The 19,980-nt window shown below is 68.8% G+C and carries 12 protein-coding genes and 1 tRNA gene; 9 read left to right on the top strand and 4 right to left on the bottom strand.

Annotation, left to right across the window (positions count from 1 at the left end):
• Positions 1-2 precede the first annotated feature (2 nt).
• The 3 genes from JHY01_RS06145 (at position 3) to JHY01_RS06135 (ending at position 10,629) form a co-directional block, all read left to right on the top strand.
• The gene (locus JHY01_RS06145; protein ID WP_205324730.1) at positions 3-9,695 is read left to right on the top strand and encodes a neuraminidase-like domain-containing protein; all 9,693 of its coding nucleotides are present in this window, start codon (positions 3-5) and stop codon (positions 9,693-9,695) included.
• 285 nt (positions 9,696-9,980) lie between these two features.
• Positions 9,981-10,376 carry a histone-like nucleoid-structuring protein Lsr2 gene (locus JHY01_RS06140; protein ID WP_205324729.1) on the top strand — a complete coding sequence of 132 codons (396 nt, stop codon included), beginning with the start codon at positions 9,981-9,983 and terminating at the stop codon, positions 10,374-10,376.
• A gap of 179 nt (positions 10,377-10,555) precedes the next feature.
• A tRNA-Pro gene (locus tag JHY01_RS06135) sits at positions 10,556-10,629 on the top strand.
• A gap of 60 nt (positions 10,630-10,689) precedes the next feature.
• Here JHY01_RS06135 and JHY01_RS06130 read toward each other — a convergent pair.
• Together JHY01_RS06130 and JHY01_RS06125 are read right to left on the bottom strand one after the other, a co-directional pair.
• Positions 10,690-11,679 (bottom strand): integrase core domain-containing protein, encoded by a 990-nt coding sequence (locus tag JHY01_RS06130; protein WP_205324728.1) that lies wholly within the window; start codon positions 11,677-11,679, stop codon positions 10,690-10,692.
• Between the two features lie 76 nt (positions 11,680-11,755).
• The gene (locus tag JHY01_RS06125) at positions 11,756-12,202 is read right to left on the bottom strand and encodes a MarR family winged helix-turn-helix transcriptional regulator (protein WP_240192455.1); all 447 of its coding nucleotides are present in this window, start codon (positions 12,200-12,202) and stop codon (positions 11,756-11,758) included.
• A gap of 108 nt (positions 12,203-12,310) precedes the next feature.
• Between JHY01_RS06125 and JHY01_RS06120 the strand changes: the two genes are divergently transcribed.
• The 3 genes from JHY01_RS06120 to JHY01_RS06110 all read left to right on the top strand — a co-directional run bounded on the left by JHY01_RS06120 (position 12,311) and on the right by JHY01_RS06110 (position 14,649).
• The gene (locus JHY01_RS06120) at positions 12,311-12,688 is read left to right on the top strand and encodes a DoxX family protein (RefSeq protein WP_205324727.1); all 378 of its coding nucleotides are present in this window, start codon (positions 12,311-12,313) and stop codon (positions 12,686-12,688) included.
• A gap of 15 nt (positions 12,689-12,703) precedes the next feature.
• Positions 12,704-14,122 carry an FAD-dependent monooxygenase gene (locus tag JHY01_RS06115; protein WP_205324726.1) on the top strand — a complete coding sequence of 473 codons (1,419 nt, stop codon included), beginning with the start codon at positions 12,704-12,706 and terminating at the stop codon, positions 14,120-14,122.
• A gap of 284 nt (positions 14,123-14,406) precedes the next feature.
• Positions 14,407-14,649 (top strand): hypothetical protein, encoded by a 243-nt coding sequence (locus JHY01_RS06110; protein WP_205324725.1) that lies wholly within the window; start codon positions 14,407-14,409, stop codon positions 14,647-14,649.
• A 438-nt stretch (positions 14,650-15,087) separates the two neighbouring features.
• Here JHY01_RS06110 and JHY01_RS06105 read toward each other — a convergent pair whose 3' ends face one another.
• A complete protein-coding gene (locus tag JHY01_RS06105) occupies positions 15,088-15,921 on the bottom strand; it encodes a transposase family protein (protein ID WP_205324724.1) in 834 nt (277 codons plus the stop codon).
• A complete protein-coding gene (locus JHY01_RS06100; RefSeq protein ID WP_205324723.1) occupies positions 15,918-16,406 on the bottom strand; it encodes a hypothetical protein in 489 nt (162 codons plus the stop codon). Before JHY01_RS06100 ends, JHY01_RS06105 begins: the two co-directional genes overlap by 4 nt.
• 104 nt (positions 16,407-16,510) lie before the next feature.
• On the opposite strand from JHY01_RS06100, the gene JHY01_RS06095 reads away from it, so the two are divergent.
• The 3 genes from JHY01_RS06095 to JHY01_RS06085 all read left to right on the top strand — a co-directional run bounded on the left by JHY01_RS06095 (position 16,511) and on the right by JHY01_RS06085 (position 19,642).
• On the top strand, positions 16,511-16,894 hold the full coding sequence (locus JHY01_RS06095) for a hypothetical protein (protein WP_205324722.1): 384 nt from the start codon (positions 16,511-16,513) through the stop codon (positions 16,892-16,894).
• Between the two features lie 107 nt (positions 16,895-17,001).
• Positions 17,002-17,361, top strand: a complete 360-nt coding sequence (locus JHY01_RS06090; protein ID WP_205324721.1) for a hypothetical protein — start codon at positions 17,002-17,004, stop codon at positions 17,359-17,361.
• A 10-nt stretch (positions 17,362-17,371) separates the two neighbouring features.
• A complete protein-coding gene (locus JHY01_RS06085; protein WP_205324720.1) occupies positions 17,372-19,642 on the top strand; it encodes a beta-L-arabinofuranosidase domain-containing protein in 2,271 nt (756 codons plus the stop codon).
• The last annotated feature ends 338 nt before the right edge of the window (positions 19,643-19,980 follow it).

The following is a 19,980-nucleotide window of genomic DNA, read 5'->3' as shown; positions in this document are numbered from 1 at the left end:
GAATGAAACAGCAGGACACGGCTGCACCACCGCAGCGAGATCCGCCCGGGTACCGCCGCAAGACCGAAGGGAAGCGCATCATGAACCAGCCCAAGCGGCAGGCCGCTCAGCGGCACCTGAACCCCGAGGCAGTCCGCAAGCTCGCGCTGCCCGTCGAAGCGGCCCCGGCCATGCCCGGCGGCGACCCGGACCGGACCATGGCGATCCACGTCCCCCGCCACCCCGAGGAGTCCACCGGGAAACCCGTCGCGGCCCTCCACGCCGCGCTCGCTAAGTTGAAGCAGCCGGTCGACCCGGCCGAGGTCGGCGCCTCCCGCCTCGGACCGTCCACACGCGACGCCGTGCGCCGCATCCAGGTCTCGGCCGGGCTCATGCCCACCGGCATGGTCACACCCGAGACCGCCGCCCAGATCAAACGCGAACTCGAGCACCGCTACTTCACCGCCGCCCCGCACCGCGCCGCGAAGATCCAGGGCCTCCTCACCGCCCTCGGCCACCGCATCGACCCCGACGAGCTCTCCGGCCGCAAGGTCGGCCCCACCACCGCCGCCGCGCTCACGCAGTTCCGCCAGCGCACCAAGTCCCGCGGCGTCTCCTGGTGGGTCGACGAGGGACTCGTGCAGCGCCTGCGCTCCGAGGAGCTCCAGGCGCGCCTCGGCTCCCGCAACCAGTTCGGCAAAGCCCAGCGGACCCTCCTGCGCGCCATGAAGATCGCGAGCCTGGACGCTCCCATCCCGGCCGACGAGCTCAGCGCCCGCCAGCCCGGCCCCGGCACGCAGGCGGCCCTGCGCGCCTTCCAGACCAAGTACAAGCTGCCGGTCTCGGGCCGGTTCGATCTGGCCACGATGGAGAAGATCGAGTCCGTGGCCGCCTCGAAGCCGCTGCCCGCCAAGCAGCTGAAGGTGAAGTCCGCGTTGGCGCTCGTGCCCCTGAAGCGCCAGGCGAAGCTGAACATGCGCGGCGGGCACGTGGCCGCTGCCCAGCAGGCCCTCGCCCACTTCGGCTACGCCATCCCCATGTCCGAGCACGGGGAGGCCCGCTACGGCAAGGCGACCCGCCTGGCCGTGCTGGCCTTCCAGGCCGACAAGTTCCTGCCCGCGACCGGGCAGCTCGACGGGCGCACCCTCAAGGCCCTCAACTTCAAGATCGCGAACGCCCAGCCCGACGACATGAAGGCCGCCCCGCACTACCGGCTGCGCGGATCGGTCCGCGACGAATTGTGGCGCCCGGTCAAGGGCGCCCAGGTGCGCCTGTCGTTCCGCTCGATCGACGGCGAGGGCAAGCTCATCGCCACGCGCGTGACGAGCGAGGCGGGCTTCTACGACATCGCGTACGACCCGCCGCGGGACGCGCAGACGGGCGAGGTCGCCAAGCCACTGCATCTCATCGTGAAGTTCATCGGGCCCGACCAGGCCCCGCTGGGTTCGCGGATCCTGTTCAACCCCACACCGATCCAGTGGACGAACCAGACCATCGGCGACCGCCCGTACCGCGGCCCGTCGCTGTACGAGCGCCAGCGCCCGGCCCTGGACGCGGTGCTCGGCAGCCTGGGGGTCACCGATCTCGTGGAGGACGGCGACCGCAACGACATCACCGTCGCGGCGATGGAGGCCGGGCTGACCCAGTACGAGGTGATGCGCCTGGTCCTGGCCGTTCGCGTCGCGAAGCACGTCGGGGACCCGGCGCTCGGTGCCGCCCTGTACTTCGGGTTCATCGCGCAGGGGCTGCCCGGGTCGCTCCCGGAAGAGCTCCTGACGGCCACGGACGAATGGACGCGCATCGAGGAGATGACGGCCGAGATCGCGGCGGGGATCCTGCTGCTGGGCCCGGAGCAGCAGTCCGCGGCCTTCGCGCGGGCCGCCGACGAGAACGTGATCCCGATCAGCCTGGTGCGCGACGAGGAGACGGTGCTGGCGGCGCTGGCCGCGCGTTCGGTCGGCGCGGTCCTGGAGGCGCCGCCCGTGGGCGGGGACGCTTCGCTGAAGTCGCTGCTCGACGTCTCGAAACTCGAAGCGGCCCATTACGACACGGTCGGTGCGCTGCTGCTCCAGCACGGCGAGGCGAGCGAGGCGTTCTGGACCGATCTGACGGGTGCGGCCGAGGATTTGGGCGGGGATGCGGTCGTCGCCGACGTCGCGGCCGCGATCGAGACCGCCGCGATCGCGTCGGGGCACGCCCCTGCGGCGACGTACTTGAAGGCGCAGCTCGACGATCCGAACGTCCCGGCGCTGACGAGCCCGCGCCACCTGGCGGGTTTCTCGACGGACCAGTGGAAGTCGGTGGTCGAGGCGACCGGCTTCCCGGCGGACACGCCCGGGGACGACCCCGCGACGGCGTACGCGCTGCAACTGGAGGCCACGGCCGCGGCGCACTATCCGACGTTCGCGCTGGTCTCGGAGCTCGCCCGCACGGACGGGCACGGCCTGGTCCTGCTCGACCAGGCGAAGGACTTCCTCGACGACCACCCGGACCTCGAACTGAAGACCACGGGTCTCGACTCGTACGTGCAGGCCAACGGCATCGACCTCGACACGGACCTCCACAGTGAACTGCGGGTGCAGCAGCGCGCGGTGCGCCTGGCCCCGGACCACAAGGCCGCGACGGCGCTCCTGTCGGAGCAGCTGCATTCGGCCGCGCAGATCGCGTCCCTCGACCGGGCCGAGCTGGCGGCGAGGCTGAGCGTCCACGACGGGGTCGGCGCCCAGTCGGTCGCGATGATCTACCAGACCGCGCAGATGTCGTACGCGTACGTCCTGTCGCAGCTCGCGACGTTCCAGGCGGACTACGCGCCGGGGCAGTTCCAGGTGTTCTCGAATCAAGTCATCACCCTCGCGGACGCCACGGGGGTGCTCGGGGACGTGCCCGACCTGGCGCTGCTGTTCGGCGGCCTCGACTACTGCGAGTGCAGCCACTGCGAATCGGTGTACGGGCCGGCCGCGTACCTGGCCGACCTGCTCCGGTTCCTGTCGACGCGTCCGGCGAAGTCCGGTGCGCCGCAGAAGATCCTCCAGGTGCTCCAGGCCCGGCGGCCCGACATCGACGACATCCTCCTGAACTGCCCCAACACGAACACGCCGCTGCCGTACATCGACCTGGTGAACGAGCTGCTGGAGCGAGCCGTGCCGACCGGGGTCGCTGCGCCGCAGCCGCAGACGACGCGCACCGCCGCGGAGCTGCGCGCCGTCCCCGAGCACCTCCACGCGCCCGCGTACGAGAAGGTCAAGACCGCGCGGTTCCCGCTGCGCGGGGCGTTCAACGCCTGGCAGGAGGAGGCGCGGGTGATCCTCGAGCACCTGGGCGTGCCCAGGCACGAGCTCATGCGCCTGCTCGGACCGGCCACCGCGCCCGCGGGCACGTCCGCCGCGGGGGAGTACTTCGGACTCTCCACTCTCGACGTGCAACTGGTCACCACGGCCGCTCCTTCCCAGGTCGCCCAGGACGAGGTCTGGGGCCTGGACACCACGGACGGCGAGGTCGGCGTGCTGCCGTTCCTCCGCCACGCGGGCATCACCTACACGGAGCTGCTGACCCTGCTGGACACCAAATGGATCCACACGGGCGGCGCGATCGAACTGGTCCGCCCCGAGGGCACCTGCCAGCTGGAGGAGCAGTCGCTCACCGGGCTGAACCCGTCCCGCTACGACCGCGTGCACCGGTTCATCCGGCTGTGGCGGCACACGCCGTGGAGCCAGGTCCAGCTCGACCGGATCCTGCGCGCGCCCGGGCTCGCGAACGGGACCCTCGACGCGGCGGCCCTGCGCCGGCTCGCGGCGTTCGCCGAGCTTGCGAAGCGCCTGCGCCTGACGCCCGAGCAGGCCCTGATCCTTTACGCGCCCTTGAGCACCGAGCCCGGCCCGGACGACACCCGCTCGCCGTACGCGGACCTGTTCGCCAACCCGAACCTCCTCGACCCGGTGGACCCGGCGTTCGCGCTGCCGCTGCCGGGGACCGAGCCGATGGCCGACCACCTGCCGGCGCTCGGCGCGGCCTGGCAGGTCGGCGAGTCCGACCTGACGCTGCTGCTGGCGCGCACGGGGGCGAACCTCACGGTCGCGGACCTGACGAAGCCGCTGCGCTACGTCCTGCTCGCGAACGCGCTGCGCCTGCCGATCACCGAGCTGCTGTCCTTTGTGGACTTGTCGTCCGACCTGCCGAATCCGTTCGGCGAGCCCGCCGCGACCGCGAAGCTCGCCGACCGCCTCGCTGAGGTCAAGGCCGCCGGGCTTACCGTCGGCGAAGTCGACTGGCTCCTCAACGACCGGCCTGAATCGCCGCTGGGCCAGCGGGTCGAGGCCATCGCCGAGCAGCTCGACGCCCTGCGCGAGAGCCTGCGGACCACGCCCGCCGACGAGGTGAACGGGCAGATCGCGGCCACCGTCGCGGCCACGTTCTCCCTCCCCGACGAGCAGGCCGTGACGCTGCTGGACCTGCTGCGCCCCTCCGAGGCGCTGTGGGACGTGTTCGCCGACCCCGACTTCATGGAGGCCGACGATGAAGGCGTGTACGTCAACCCGATCACCGAGACCCAGTTCGGGGAGCTCTTCGAGGCCTGGCGGCTCCTGCACAAGGCCGCATACCTGCTGCGGCGCATGCACATCGACACCGCGGACTTGCCGTGGCTGATGGACCGGGCCGCCGACTTCGGCTGGCTCCACCCCGGTGCGCTGCCCGTGGCCGCCGCCGACCCGGCCGTCCCGCTCGAAGCCTGGCGCCGCCTCGCCGCCTGGATGGGCCTGCGGCAGCGCTACCCCAAGCCCGAGGCGACCGGCTGGCCCGAGGTCTTCGACGCCGCCGACGCGGGCGACCCGATCGCGGACGCGCGCACGGCGGTCGCGGCCCTGACCGGTTGGGACCCCGCCGACCTGGAAGACCTCGACGGGAACGACCTCGCGTTCTACACCGATGTGGACCGTCTGGCGAAGGCCCGCGTGACCGCCGACGCCTTGCGCCGCCTCGGCGTCCCGGCCGCCGACGCGCTCAAGTGGGTCGACCGCGACGACGACGTCGCCCACGCGCAGCGCCTCGCCACCGAGCACCTGCGCCAGACCATGAAGTCCAAATACGACACCGGGGCGTGGCTGTCGCTCATGCCCGACCTCCAGGACCCGCTGCGCGAGGCCCGCCGGGACGCGCTCACCGCGTACCTCATCGAGCATTCGCTGCGCACCACGCCCGAGACGATCGCCGCCGAGGGCAAGGAGTGGGCGAACCCCAAGCACTGGAAGGACGCCAACGACCTCCAGCGCTGGTTCCTGCTCGACACCGAGATGACGGCCGTCCAGCTGACCTCGCGCCTGAAGCAGGCCATCAGCGCCGTGCAGATGTTCGCCCAGCGGTGCCTGCTCAACCTCGAGCAGCCGCTGGTGCGCATCACCGCCGACGCCATGGCCGACACCACGTCCCTGGATTCGTGGAGCCAGTGGGGGTGGATGAGCGGCTACCGCCTCTGGGAGGCGAACCGGAAGGTCTTCCTATACCCGGAGAACTGGATCGAGGCGGAGCTGCGCGACGACAAGACCCCGTTCTTCAAGGAGCTGGAGGACCAGCTCGCCCAAGGGGAGCTGACGGACGTGAACGCCGAGAAGGCCTACCGCGACTACCTGCGCAAGCTCACCGAGGTCGCGCACATGCAGACCCTCGGGATCTACCACGAGCAGGCCCCGGAGGCGAACCGCGTGCACGTCGTCGCCCGCTCGGCCGCTCAGCCGAGCCACTTCTATTACCGCGCCTTCGACGTCGCGTACGGCGAGTGGACCGGCTGGGAGCGCATCGACGTCGACATCGCCTCCGACCAAGTCCAACCGGTGGTCTACCGGGGCCGGCTGCACCTGTTCTGGCTCCAGTTCGAGGAGAAGACCCAGAAGCCCAAGCGCCAGCCCCCCGCGCAGATCACCGACAAGCCGGGGACGACGGCCGACCCGGCCGGGACCCTGGAGATCGAGCTGTGCTGGTCCGAGCGGACCCCGGACGGCTGGACGGCCCGCCGCACCTCCGGCGAGAAGCTCATCCACCCGTGGCCGCGCCCGCGCTCCTCGTACACGCTCAAACCGCGGCCGCGCAACAACCAGCTGTGGCTCGACGTGTACCTCTCCACGTCGCCGGAGTTCAACGACGGCCGGTTCTACGACGAGTTCAGCGACTCGCACGAGCGGATGACCAAGCGCCACCACTCGGTCCTGTACTGGCCGTGGCACTCCTCGTCGTTCGTGTTCACCGGCGAGGTCGTCGACCTCAAGATGAAGCCGCTGTACGGGAACTACACGGAGCGTTCGAGCGGGACGCTGGTCACCGCCGATTCGCTGTGGCACGTGCGCACCAACTTCGGGGAGAAGGGCCGGGGCATCAAGTCCCTCGAGCCCTCCGAGCGCGGTCCGAAGCTGCGCAAGCCCGGGACGATGCGCTACGCGAACGGCCGCCTCGGCGCGGTCGGCGCCGCGGTCGACGTCATGATCGGCTGGGACGACACGAGGGCGCTGCTCTCCAGCGCCCGCACCCCTTCCGAGCTGGTGATGACCCCGGGCACGCGCCAGTACAACGAGGACGCGGGCAGCCCGGTCATCTACCAGGACCGCCAGCGGGCCTACTGGCTCAAGCGCACGCAGGTCACCAAGACCGTGACGTTCTGGTACGGCTCGCCCGGGAAGATGACCCTCATCCACGTCCCGGTGACCTCGATCGGGCACCGCTGGTTCCCGTTCTGGCACCCGTACGCCTCGGACTTCCTGGCGACCTTGGACACCAAGGGCGTCGAGGGCCTGGTGACCCGCGGGCAACAGAGCATCGCACCGAACTACGAGACGACCTTCTCGTACGGTCCGCAGCCGGGGAACGTGATCGACCCGACCGCCCAAGGCGGCGTGGACTTCACGCGCGGCGGCGCGTACGCGGCCTACAACTGGGAGCTGTTCTTCCACGCGCCTATGCTCATCGCCGCGAAGCTCACCGCCGAGCACCGCTTTGAGGAGGCGATGCGCTGGTACCACCGGATCTTCGACCCGACGAGCACCGACGGGGCCGAGGCGCCGCAGCGGTACTGGATCACGAAGCCGTTCTTCGAGAACTCCGGCGAGGACTACCGGCAGCAGCGGATCGAGTCGATCCTCGGCGACATCGGGAACCACCTTGCAGAGCTCCGCGCCTGGAAGAACCACCCGTTCTCCCCGCACACGATCGCCCGCCACCGCCCGGTCGCCTACCAGAAGACGATCGTCATGAAGTACATCGACAACCTCATCGGCTGGGCTGACCAGGAGTTCCGCCGCGACACCCTGGAGTCGATCAACCAGGCGGTGCTGCTGTACTCCCTCGCCGCCGAGATCCTGGGCAGGCGCCCAGAGAAGGTGCCGCCGCCCGAGCGGGCGGACAAGAGCTACGCGCAGCTGACGGCCGAGTCGGCGCTGGACCCGTTCGGGAACCAGGACGTGGCCGCGGTCCTGGAGGGCTTCGGCCCGCCCGTGGACATCGGCATCCCCGACGCCGAACCCGACGAGCCGCTGCCGCACCTGGAGGTCAAGTACTTCGGGATCCCGGTGAACGACAAGCTCCTCGGCTACTGGGACACGGTCGCCGACCGCCTGTTCAAGGTCCGCAACGGCCTCAACATCGAGGGGGTCTTCCGGCAGCTCCCGCTGTTCGAGCCGCCGATCGACCCGGGCATGCTCGTGAAGGCCGCCGCCGCCGGCGCCGACCTCTCCTCCGTCCTGAGCCTGTTCACCGCCACCGACACCCGCTACCGCTTCCCCGTCCTGGCCGCCCGCGCGGTGGACCTGTGCTCGGAGCTGCGGGCCCTGGGCGAGAAGCTGCTGCGGGTGCTGGAGACGCGCGACGCGGAGTCGCTGGCGCTGCTGCGGGCGGGCCAGGAGGTCGTGATCAACCAGGCGATCCAGGCCGTGCGCGAACTCCAAGGAGACGAGGCGATCGCTTCACGGGAGGCCCTCGAAGCTGGCCGGGACGCGCTGAACACCCGCATCGCCTACCACGGGAGCATCCCGCGGATGAACAGCTGGGAGATCGCCGGGGTCGTCCTGGAGACCCTGGGGCTCATCGGGAACGCGGTCTCGGCGGTCATGTCCGGGGTCGCGGGCGCGGCGAGCCTCATCCCCGACTTCAGCATCGGCATCGCCGGGTTCGGCGGCTCGCCGAACGTGAGCATGTCGATCGGCGGCTCGAACGTCTCGGGCTACCTGTCGAACACCGGCGCGATGGTCAACGGCTTCGCCGGGATGCTCCACACGGGAGCGGGGATGGCCCAGAACCAGGGCCGCTACACCCGCGAGTTCGAGGACCACCAGTTCAACCGCGATCTCGCCACGAACGACCTCGCGCAGCTGGAGGCGCAGATCATCGCCGCGCAGGTGCGCGAGCAGATCGCCGCCGCCGAGTTGACGAACCACCTCCAGGTGATCGCCGACTCCGAGGCGGTGGAGGACTTCCTGCGCACCAAGTACACCAACAAGCAGCTGTACGACTGGATGCTCGGCAAGGTGTCCACGGTGTACTTCCAGGCGTACCAGATCGCGTTCGACATGGCGATGCTCGCGCAGCAGTCCTACCAGTTCGAGCTGGCCGAGCCGGACGCCTCGTTCATCCAGTTCGGGTACTGGGACTCCTTGAAGAAGGGCCTGCTCGCACCGGAGCGGCTCACCAACGACATCCGGCGCATGGAGTCGTCCTATCTGGAGAAGAACAAGCGGAACCTGGAGATCACCAAGCACGTCTCGCTCGCGCAGGTCGACCCGCTGGCCCTGCTGGCGCTCAAACTCACGGGGCAGGCCCAGATCCAGCTCCCGGAGTGGATGTTCGACCTCGACTACCCCGGCCACATCCGGCGCCGCCTCAAGTCCGTGGCGCTGTCGGTCCCGTGCGTCGTCGGTCCCTACACGTCGGTGAACTGCACGCTCGCGGTCACCAACAACGGGGTGCGGCTGACGGACGCGACCGCGGGCGGCTACGGCGACCCGCTCGTGGGCGGGGACGCGCGGTTCTGGACCAGCCCTGTCCCGACCAAGGTCATCGCCACGAGCCACGCGGTGAACGACCGCGGCATGTTCGAGCTCCGCTTCGACGACGAGCGGTTCCTGCCCTTCGAGGGCGCCGGCGCCGTCAGCGAGTGGACGATCTCGCTCCCCAAGGCGCACAACCAGTTCGACCTGGCGTCGATCACGGACGTGGTGCTGCACCTGGACTACACCGCCCGCGCGGGCGGGCCGGGGCTCATCGCGCTCGCCGAGGCCAACCTCGACGACGTCCTGCCGACCTCCGGCGCGGTCCTGTTCGCCCTGGAAGAGCAGTTCGGCACCCAGTGGTTCCAGATGCTCCACCCGAACGACGAGGACGACGACCAGGAGCTGGTGTTCAACCTGACAGCGGACCACCTGCCGTTCTGGGCGAAGGTGCGGGCGGCGACCGACCCGGTGAAGGTCTCGGCGGCCGACCTCGTGCTCGACACCGTCCACACCGATGCGTTCACCGTCACCTGGCGGCTGCCCGGTCAGATGTCGTCGAGCGAAGTGCCGGGCGCGAACGACCCCGGTTTCGGCGGTGCCCCGCATTCCTCGGTGGCGCCGATGCCGGCCCCGGCGATGCTCGGGGAGTGGCGGATGAAGCTCAAGCGGGCCGTTGCGACGGATTACCGGTCGCTGCTGCCCGAAGATGTGCGACGCGCTTACCTGATGGTGCAATTCGACATCGGCTAAACAGCTGATTGATCTGTGACCTGGCCCGGACCCCTTGACTCTCAAGGCGTCCGGGCCTTATACTTGAGAGGTCTTGGTGATACTTAAAGTTAGTGTATGTTGTGGACAAATAGTCTGTAGTAAGAAAAAGCGGTAGCAAAAGAAGGTCCTCAAGTCATTTATTAAGGTTTCGTCGTTTCTGTTCGTTGCGTCGGGGCCTTTTTTCTTGCCCGGAGACAGGCGACTGGAGACGCGTCCCTCGATCCGGGCATACGCATTTCCGGGTCGGCCGACAGCGGCCTCAACATGACGATCGTCCTCAACGATCTGCACCGCGCGGCGCAGAGCCAGCAGGCCGCAACGGAAGCCCTCCGACGCCGACTCCGCAGCGAAGGTCACAGGTGCGCGGTTGCCTGCCGGATCGACGGGTACTTGTACAGCATTGACCTGTCGTCCGCGCACGCTGAGGAGCTGCGGGACCGTTTGACGGCGTATCGCGAGTTCGGGACGTCATTGGGTCGCTACCACACTCGAAATGCTGCACCGGCGGTCGAGAAGCGGGCCTCGAACCGGGGAGACCGGGAGCGGAATCTGGATATCCGGCGCTGGGCTGAGGAAAACCACCTGCCGATCAAGGCTCGAGGGAAGATCTCGGACGCAGTGGTTGCCAAGTACGACGCCGCCCACGCTTCGAGGGGATGAGACTTCGAGCGGCCACCAGCGCTACCGGTCTCCCCTCCTCAAGTCGGTACCGGGTTGACCAGGTTTGCACTGGTCGGGACGGTGGGCCGGTCTGGTGGGCGCTGTGAGGCGGCGAATACCTGACGGCGTCTTGAGGCGGTAGTGCTGTACCCTGGCTGAGGCCGCTTTGCGGCGGTGTTCGGGACGTGGCGCAGCTTGGTAGCGCACCCCGTTTGGGGCGGGGGGGTCGCAGGTTCAAATCCTGTCGTCCCGACTTTGTGATGTCTCAGGACATCGGAAACAGGTCGAACCTGCAAAGGTTCGGCCTGTTTTGCTATGCAGGTCTGGTGGGTCCTTTGGGTCGGCCGGTGGGTTGGTAGTCGCGGTCGGGGTCGAGGGTGAATTCGCGGAGGAGTGCGCCGGTGGCGGCGTTGATGACGCGGATGTGGAGGCCTTCGACGATGAGTAGGACGCGGGTGCCTTCGTGGATGCGGCCGATGCCGATGTGGTGGAGTTTCCTGTTGTGGCGCAGGGTGACCGACCCGGCTTTGTCGATGGTGTCGGTGCGGATCCGGCCTGGTTCGGCAGTCTCGCAAGCATCGCCGGGGGCGGCTTTGGGTCTGGTGGTGTAGATCGCGGCGGGGGTCGCTCGGTGCGGGAGCGACCGGTGGGGCCGGCGCTCGTTGTATTCGCTGGTGAAGGCATCGATGAGTGCCTGGAGATCGGCGAGGGTGGCCGGTTGCGGTGACTGCGCGGCGAGGTGCTTCTTCATGGTCTGCTGGAATCGTTCGACTTTCCCGCAGGTGGTGGGATGGTTCGGGCGGGAGTGCTTCTGGACCACGCCGAGGCGGGCGAGTTCGGTTTCGAGGGCGTTCTTGCCGCCGCGGCCGCCGGCGAGGCGGGTGGTGAAGACCAGGCCGTTATCGGTCAGGGTCGAGGCCGGGATCCCGTGCGTCTGGCAAGCGGAGCGGAAGGTGTCGCGGGTGATGGGGCCGGTGACCCGCTCGTGTGCGGTGACGGTGAGGGCGTAGCGGGTGCAGTCGTCGAGCCAGGTGAGGATCTCGGTATCCTGCCCGCCTGCGAGGCGGTGGTGGGTGAAGTCAGCCTGCCAGCACTCGTTGGGCATCGCTGCCTCGAAGCGGATGTAGGAGGACTTCGGTCGCTTCTTCGGTGCGGGTTCGACCAGGCCCGCCTTGGCGAGGTGGCGGTGGATGGTCGCTGTCGAGACGGTGATCCTGTGGTGTTGTTGCAGGTGCCAGGCGATGGTGTGGGGCCCGGCATCGAGGCCCGCTGCGGTGAGTTTTTCGCGTAGCTCGACGATCAAGGCGACCGTCGTGTCATCGGTGGCTTTCGGTGAGGTCTTCGGTCGCCTGGAGCGGGGCTCGAACGCCGCCGCGCCCTTATCGCTCCTCGGTCGCGCGGGCGTTGATGCGCTTCATGACGCGTTCGAGGACGTCGAGCTCGTCGGCGTCGACCAGGTCGAAGAAGTGGTGCCGGACGGCGGCGACGTGGTTCGGTACGGCGGTCGCCATGACCCGCTCCCCCTGAGGGGCGATCGCGACTATCTGACCGCGCCTGTCGTCGGCGGCCTCGCGCCGCTCGATCAGGCCGCGGCCGGCCATGCGGGCCACATGCTTGGACAGTCGCGCCTTGTCCCAGCCGATCGCGGCGGCCAGGTCGCGGGCGCGCATCTCGCCGCCGGGAGTCTGGCTGAGCCTGGCGAGCACCTCGAAATCGCTGACGGAGAGCCCGTTGTCGGCGAGGCTGCTGGCGAGCGCGGCCTCCAGGTCGCGCCGCATGGTGACAAAGGCCGCCCAGGTGCGCTGCTCGCGTTCGTCGAGTGACATCTCGGGATCCACGGTGTCCACACTAACAGATTGGTTGCCATGGTAACTAATCTGTGCTTTGATGGTTTCCATGGCAACCAAGTCGTCGTCGACATTGAAGGGACCCTGATGAACACCGCTCTCTGGACCGTCGCGGGCGCACTCGCCGTGCTGTTCGCCGTCGCCGGTCTGATGAAGATCGCCCGCCCTGGGCCCGCGCTCGCCGCCAAGGAGGGCATGGGCTGGGTCGAGGACTTCCCCGGACCGGCCGTCAAGACCATCGGCGCGCTTGAAGCAGCTGGTGCGGCCGGCCTAGTCCTGCCCGCCATCCTCGACATCCAGCCCATCCTGACCGCTTGGGCCGCAGCTGGTCTCGTGGCCGTCATGGTCGGAGCCGCGATCGTCCACCTCCGCCGCGGAGAGGTGCGCTTCAGCGCCGTCAACACCCTGCTGCTGTCGCTCGCCGTATTCGTCGCCTGGGGCCGTTTCGGCCCTCACTCGTTCTGACCGGAGGGAATCACCATGACATCCACCATCGTCGTCGGGGCCGGCCCGACCGGCCTCCTCCTGGCGGGCGACCTGGCCGAGGCCGGGCTCGACGTCACCGTCCTCGAAAAGCGCTCGGCGGGCCTGTCGAACCTCTCGCGGGCCTTCGGCGTCCACGCCCGGACCATGGAGGTGCTCGACATGCGGGGCCTCGCCGAGGAGCTGCTGTCGCGTGCGTCCTACAAAATGGACAAGGTCGCCGCGTTCGGCAACGCCGAGCTCGATCTGTCGGGGCTGCCGACTGCCTTCCCGTACCTGCTGATCTGCTCCCAGACCTACGTCGAGCAGGTCCTTCGCGACCGGCTCGGCAAGCTCGGCGTCGCGATCCGCCACGACACCGAGGTCACCGGCCTGGAGCAGGACGCCCGCGGCGTGGTCGTGACCGCCGCCGGTCCGGGCGGAGAGGTCGTGCGGCTCCGAGCCGACTACCTCGCCGGTTGCGACGGCGTCCACTCGACCGTCCGCGACCTGGTCGGCCTTCCGTTCCCCGGCGGCCCGGTCATGCGAGGGATCATGCTCGCCGACGTCGAACTGGCCGACCCGCCCGAGAAGCCGACCGTCCATACCAACCGCCACGGCTTCGCCTTCATCGCACCCTTCGGCGACGGCTACTGGCGGCTCACCGCTTGGAGCCGCGCCGACCAGGCTGCCGACGACGCCCCGCTGAGCCTGGAGCAGATCGCCGCCGCCGCGCGGCAGGCGTTGGGCACCGACTACGGGATGCACTCCCCGCGCTGGATCTCCCGGTTCCACTCCGACGAGCGGCAGGTCCCCGAATACCGGGTCGGACGGGTCCTGCTCGCCGGGGACGCCGCCCACTGCCACACGCCCGCCGGGGGACAGGGCATGAACACCGGGATGCAGGACGCCGCCAACCTGTCGTGGCGCCTCGCCTCCGTCGCCCGCGGCGCCGACCCCGGACTGCTCGACGGCTACCACGCCGAGCGCCACCCCGTCGGCGCGGCGGTGCTGAAATCCAGCGGACGCATGGCCCGCATCGCGTCGGCCCGCTCCCGTCTGGCCGTCGCCGTGCGCAACGCGATCGGCCCGCTGCTCCTGGGATCGGCCGCCGTCACCAGGACGGCGACCATGCAGATCTCCGGACTCGGCATCGAGTACGGCCGCAGTCCCGGGGAGGACCGGATCGTCGGCACCCGAATGCCCGACCGGCGCTTCGACGACGGAACGCGCCTGTTCGAGCACCTGCGAAACGGCCGATTCGCGCTCATCGGAGCCGTCGCGATCCCCGGATGGGGCGACCGCGTCGACTTCGTCCCCGGAGACGAGCGGGCCGTCTTCGTCAGGCCCGACGGCTACGTCGCCTGGGCCGGGGCCTCAGGACACCGTGAGATCGAACGGGCCCTGCACACCTGGTGCGGCGAGCCCGCCTCCTGAAATCCGGGGCTGCGCCGCAGGTCCGTTCCGGTCCAGGGACGTGAAGGACTGACACTCCCCGGATTCTGCCGCCCAGTATCGGAGTTCTGTGGAAGTCGTGTGGACAGCCTGCCTTGGCGGCAGGCCAGGCCCCGTTCCCGAACCTGGGAGGTTCTCGGATCGAGTCCGAGGCGGCCCACCACTTCTTCCCGAAACTACTCCAGGCGGCTCGCCACAGTCACTTTCGTGACCAGGGTTTTCGCTGTTCTTAGCGGCTTCTGCGGTCCTTGTGTTCACGTTCAGAAGTGAATTTCTTCGGTCAAGGCTGGTCAGCGGCCGGCGCGCTTCGTGGCTCTGGGATGCGGGGTGAGGCGGCGGACGGATCCGTATTCGGTCTCGTCCGCCGCTTCGTCTCGTGGCTTGTGCGCTGCTGCGGCGACGATGAGGTCGGCGAGAGCGCGGAAGACGATCTGTTCGCGGCGCTCGCCGATGATGCGGATGCGCTGATTCTTCGAGGCATGGGCCGATCTTGGCGGTCGCGACCTTGACGGCCGAGTGGCGAGCGTTTGCCTGGCCCGGGTTCACTCGGTCGAGTCGGGTCGGTTCGGCGTTCCGTGACTGTTGGATGAGGCGTTTGACGCTGCGGATGCTGATGCCGTACTCCTCGGCGAGGTGTTGCTGTTTGACGCCGGCGGCGAAGGCGGCGACAAGAGTCGCTCGGGTCTCGGGGGAGAACCGCTTGTCGAGGGCCCGTGGAGGCTGCCCGTAGCTGCTCTTCACCTCTCCGGCTGCGGCGGTCCGGCCGGTCCGCGAAGGGCCCGGGTTTGCGGCGCGGGCGGGCAACGGGCCTGACAGGCGTTCGAGGAGGCCGTCTAGCTGCGGGTTCGGGTTCGAATAAGCGAGAGTTAGGCGACGTTGTGATGTCTCAGGACATCGGAAACAGGTCGAACCTGCAAAGGTTCGGCCTGTTTTGCTATGCAGCAAGCTCATGCAAAAGCTGCTTGTGAGTGATGGCGGTACATCTGGAGTTTGATCACGGTCTGTAGTGACCGGTCGGCTATCGGCAGTGGTCGGCGGTAGCCGGTGGCGAGGACCTTCCATGAGCGCAAGTGGGCGATGCCCTGCTCCACGACCCAGCGGCGGACGTTGACCTGCCGGTTGAACAGCCGCTCAGCGACGGTCAACTCGCGGTACTCCGGTTTCCGGTACGGCGTCAGCGGCACCACGCCCAGATAGCCGAGGTCGCCGATCAGGCTCGGGCCTTCCCCGGTCGTGTGAATCTCGTAGGCCTTCGCCAGCCCGGATTCGTTGAACGCCTTCGCATCGTGGACCGAGCCCACCACTATCGGGCCGGCGTCGATGACTCGTCCGCGCAAATCGGTGATGACCTGCGCGTTCAGGCCCGGCCGGTGGCGTTTGCCCGAGAACAGGCCCGTCGGGGCGGTGAGGTCGCGGGTGGGGATGAGGAAGCCGTCGACGACCAGGTCGGAGCGGATCGCCTGCTCACGCAGATCCCATGCGAGCTGGTCGAGGCAGGTCGAGACCACCGGCTCCAGCACCTCGACATACCGCGAGACCGTCGCCTGCGAGATCCGTGACTGCTCGCCGAGCGCTGCCTGAACCGTGTTGTGTCGCAGGTAGATCAGGCAAACCACGATCGCGTCGAACAACTCCAGGGTTTTGCGGCGGCCGGTCTCGGGTTGCCACGACCCGATCCGGACCCCGACCTCCCGCTCCAAGAGCAGCAGTTGCTCGGTATCCAGGCCGGTCCTATGCTCGAAACGCGGCAGCGGTCGCTCGTTGATGCTTTGGGTCGTCACAACCTCAAGGAATCCACGAGCCCGCTGCCGCTCACCGTCGGTAACCAGGGCAACGAAAACACAACTTCACCCGAACGAGACTTCTGCATCAGCTTGCGGATCTTGAGCTCGGCGGCATCGCCTTTCCCCACGCGAAGCTTGCGATCCGGCTCCACCGCCGCCGCCAGGAAGCCGGGAAGCCCCAGATCCGCCGGACCGGCTACGCCGTGACCAGCCTCGACGCGCACCAGGCCACACCCGCCCAGATCGCCGCGTTCATCCGCGGTGAGTGGGGCATCGAGAACTCCAGCCACCACATCAGAGACGTCACCTTCGGCGAGGACGCCTCGACCGTTCATGCCGGGACCGCGCCCCGCGCCATGGCCGCGTTCCGCAACCTCGCCATCGGCACCCTCAAGATCCTCGGCGCGGTCAACATCGCCAAGATCACCAGGGCGATCTGGGAAGAACCCGAACGAGCCCTCCTGATCCTGGGCATCAGCCACCAACCGAACCTTCAGGGAACTCGATCAAGCCCTGACCGGCCTGCCCCCGCCCCCAGCGCCCCCAGGAGAGCGCTGACGCACTCGTCCACAGGCACAACGAGGTGATGGACCTCGTCGATACGCGCCCGACGGCGGCGGTGAAGGTGATCCTGGACGACATGGTCGCGACTCTCGGAGCGGACCTTGAGACGACGATCCACGCCCACCGGAATTACGCCTACATCCTGGGTAGATCGGATCAGTACGCGGAGTCGGCCCGCGAATACGAGAAAGTGCTGCCGAGCTTCGCGCGGGTATTCGGCAGCGAGGAGCGGATCACGGTCCTCGCCTGGATGGATTACGGATTCCAGCTGATCAAATGCGGCGACTTGGTGGCAGCGGTCGAGATGTTCGAGGCTATTCTGCCCGCGCTCGAAGCCGAGCTCGGCGCCGACCAAGGGGAAGTGGTGCTTATCCGCCAGATCCTCGAATCGTCCAAGAGCACCTGAGCTTCACCGCCGGGACACCGCTTAGCCGACCCTCAGAAACGACATTCGGGCATGATCCCCTGTACTCCAACGCCTTCTGTCAGAGATCGCGGCTGTCGGCTGCGGAAATGACTGTGTCGCTTCCGGCCAGGCATGCGCTTCAGCGAGCACTTCGGGCATGCATCAATGATGTCTGTTTCAGGCTTCGCGGAGCCGACGTCGAGGGCTTCGAGATCGTGGTGGGTGATGCCCTGAGCGGCGTCGACAGGCACGCCGTCACCGCCGAGAACCGCGCCTCGATCTGGGCATTGCGCCCGTACGCGCGGTCGCCGGCGAGGCGGGTCAGCGCCGAGGCGGTCAGGGCGTCCTCCTCACATCAGGAGGCCTCATCTGACGGTAGGAAGGCCGGTGCCGTGGCGAGTCCGCCGGTGAAAATCGACCAGTGGACGGTGACTGCGGCCCACTCCGAACACGCCAGCGGTCCGTAGGATTCGTCGCATGGCAACCGCACCTCGCCCCCTGCCGATGAAATTCTTCCCGCTCACGCGCGTGCGACTGCTGGAGGGCCCGTTCTCGCGAGCGGTGCGCACCGACCTCGGCTACGTCCTATCCTGGGAGCCCGATCGCCTGCTCGCGCCGTTCCTGCGCGAGGCCGGTCTCGAACCTCGCGCCGAGAACTACGGCAGTTGGGAGAGCACCGTCCTTGCCGGGCACATCGGCGGCCACTGCCTCTCCGCGCTCACGCTCCTCGCGGCAGCGACCGGTGAAGCTGAGCCGCGCCGACGGCTCGACTACATGGTCGCCGAACTCGCCCGGGCCCAGAACCATTGCGGCACAGGCTATCTGGGCGGAGTCACGGGGGGCGCGGCCTTGTTCGAGGATCTGCGCGGCGGCGGCGTGGAGGCCGCCCGCGAGCTCGGCCGCCACTGGGCGCCCTGGTACAGCGTGCACAAGACCTTCGCCGGCCTGATCGACGCGCACCGCCTCCTCGGCCACGAACAGGCGCTCGAGGTGGTCGTCCGGCTCGCCGACTGGTGGCTCGACATCGCGGAGAGGATCGCCGACGAGGCCTTCGAGGCGATGCTCGACACCGAGTTCGGCGGTATGAACGAGGCCTTCGCGGATCTCGCCGCGATCACCGGACGCCGCGCCCACGCGGACATGGCCGTGCGGTTCTCCCACCGCGCGATCCTGGACCCGCTGCTGAAGGGCCGCGACGAGCTGACCGGACAGCACGCCAACACGCAGATCCCCAAGGCCGTCGGCTACGCGGCCGCGGCCGCGGTCCGCGGCGACGAGGACCTGCTCGCCGCGGCCCAGTGCTTCTGGCGCGCGGTCGTGGAGCACCGCACGGTCGCCAACGGCGGCAACAGCGTCCGCGAGCACTTCCACGCCCGCGACGACTTCTCGGCGATGATCGAGGACCGCACGGGCCCCGAGACCTGCAACACCTACAACATGCTCAAGCTGACGAAGGCGCTCGCCGAGACCGCGTTCGATCCGTCCCATCTGGACTATGCGGAGCGCGCGATCTACAACCACCAGTTGGCATCGCAGCATCCCGAGCACGGCGGGCTCGTCTACCACACCCCCATGCGGCCGCGCCATTACCGCGTCTACTCCCGGCCCGAGCACACGATGTGGTGCTGCGTGGGCACCGGCATCGAGATGCAGGCGAAGTACGGCGAGTTCGTCTTCGGAGAGTACGACGGCGCCCTCGCGGTCAACCTGTACGCCCCCGCGGTCCTCGACGCGACCGAGCTCGGCGGCCGCTTCCGGCTGGAGACCGGCTTCCCTGCCGACGAGCATGTCAGCCTCACCTTCGACATCGACGGGCCCCGCACGTTTTCACTGCGGCTGCGCCTGCCCGCCGGATGCGACGGCCCGGTCGACCTCGCGGTCAACGGCCGGCCCGTCGCGGCCGAACCCGTTCCGGGCGCGGTCGTGGTCGAGCGGGAATGGCGGCCCGGCGACACGGTCACCTTCCTGCTCCCACTTCGGTCTCGGGCCGAGCGGCTGCCCGACGGCTCCCCGTGGCAGGCGTACTTCGCCGGCCCCGTCCTGCTCGCTTCCCGTGAGGGCAAGACGCACCTCGCGGGGCTGCGCGCCGACGACGTCGACTGGGCGCAGATCGCCCACGGCGCCCTGCTCGGCTTCGCCGACCTCCCGATCATCGCCGACGCGGACGCCGCGGACGTCCTCGAGCGCGAAGCGCCCCTTCGCTATCGCCTCCGCTTCGCCGATCCCGCAGGCGAAGCCGAACTCGTGCCGTTCTCCGAGGTGCACGACAGCCGCTACACCCTTTACTGGCCCATCGCCGCACCAGGCGAGGCGGCCCAGCGCCGCATCGATCTCATCGCGTCCGACCGCGGCTCGCTCGACCTCGACGCCAAGACCATCGACATGGTCGCCTTCGGCGAGCAGCAGCCCGAGACCGACCACGCCTTCCACGGCGAAGCGACCCAGGTCGCCGTTGACGCCCAAGGCCGCCGCGCCCGCACCACCGCCGCCCGCATGTCGGTCGTGCTCAACGACTCCGAAGGAGCGGGCCGCGTGCTGCGCATCGGCTTCCGCCACGCGGGCGGGTCGACGGGGGTCACCGTGCGCTGCAACGGCATACGCATCGCTGAGGAGACCTGGGAGGACGAGCACGGCGACACCGAACTCGACTACGGCCTACCGCTGACACCGACCGCCTGGACTCTCGAGTTCACCGCCCCGGACGGCAGGGCGACACCCGGCATCACTGCCGTGCGCCTTCTCCGCTGAGACGCACCGGACCGGCGGTTCGAACGCCGTTCGCGGCCGCCTGCAACCTCAGGAGTTCAGCGCCTCCCCTCCCGCCGCGGACCGAGCGAGACGCCGAGGCTCTCGGAGAGGCCCTTCTCGAGGGTTATTGAGGGCGTTGGCGGGTAGGCGACCGGGGGCGGTTCGTCGGGGGATCCGGGGGTCATGGGCCCGGTTTCTGGGCCGCGGGCGGGCAACGGGCCGGATAGGCGTTTGATCAGGCCGTCTAGCTGGGGGTTTGGGTCCGAGTAAGCGAGTGTTAGCCCGACATATGTATATACAAATACGAACGGGATTCATGCTCGTTGTGCGGCAAGGGA

The sequence above is a fragment of the Glycomyces sp. YM15 genome (genome assembly GCF_016918015.1).
GTDB lineage: Bacteria > Actinomycetota > Actinomycetes > Mycobacteriales > Micromonosporaceae > Glycomyces.
The sequence above is the reverse complement of the archived record's forward strand: the minus strand, read 5'-3'. Positions and strand labels throughout refer to the sequence as shown.

Excerpts from the sequence above, each read along its gene's own strand:
- JHY01_RS06145 (WP_205324730.1), top strand. The coding sequence starts at position 3 with ATGAAACAGCAGGACACGGCTGCACCACCGCAGCGAGATCCGCCCGGG.
- JHY01_RS06140 (WP_205324729.1), top strand. The coding sequence starts at position 9,981 with ATGACGATCGTCCTCAACGATCTGCACCGCGCGGCGCAGAGCCAGCAG.
- JHY01_RS06125 (WP_240192455.1), bottom strand. The coding sequence starts at position 12,202 with ATGTCACTCGACGAACGCGAGCAGCGCACCTGGGCGGCCTTTGTCACC.
- JHY01_RS06120 (WP_205324727.1), top strand. The coding sequence starts at position 12,311 with ATGAACACCGCTCTCTGGACCGTCGCGGGCGCACTCGCCGTGCTGTTC.
- JHY01_RS06115 (WP_205324726.1), top strand. The coding sequence starts at position 12,704 with ATGACATCCACCATCGTCGTCGGGGCCGGCCCGACCGGCCTCCTCCTG.
- JHY01_RS06095 (WP_205324722.1), top strand. The coding sequence starts at position 16,511 with ATGGACCTCGTCGATACGCGCCCGACGGCGGCGGTGAAGGTGATCCTG.
- JHY01_RS06090 (WP_205324721.1), top strand. The coding sequence starts at position 17,002 with ATGACTGTGTCGCTTCCGGCCAGGCATGCGCTTCAGCGAGCACTTCGG.
- JHY01_RS06085 (WP_205324720.1), top strand. The coding sequence starts at position 17,372 with ATGGCAACCGCACCTCGCCCCCTGCCGATGAAATTCTTCCCGCTCACG.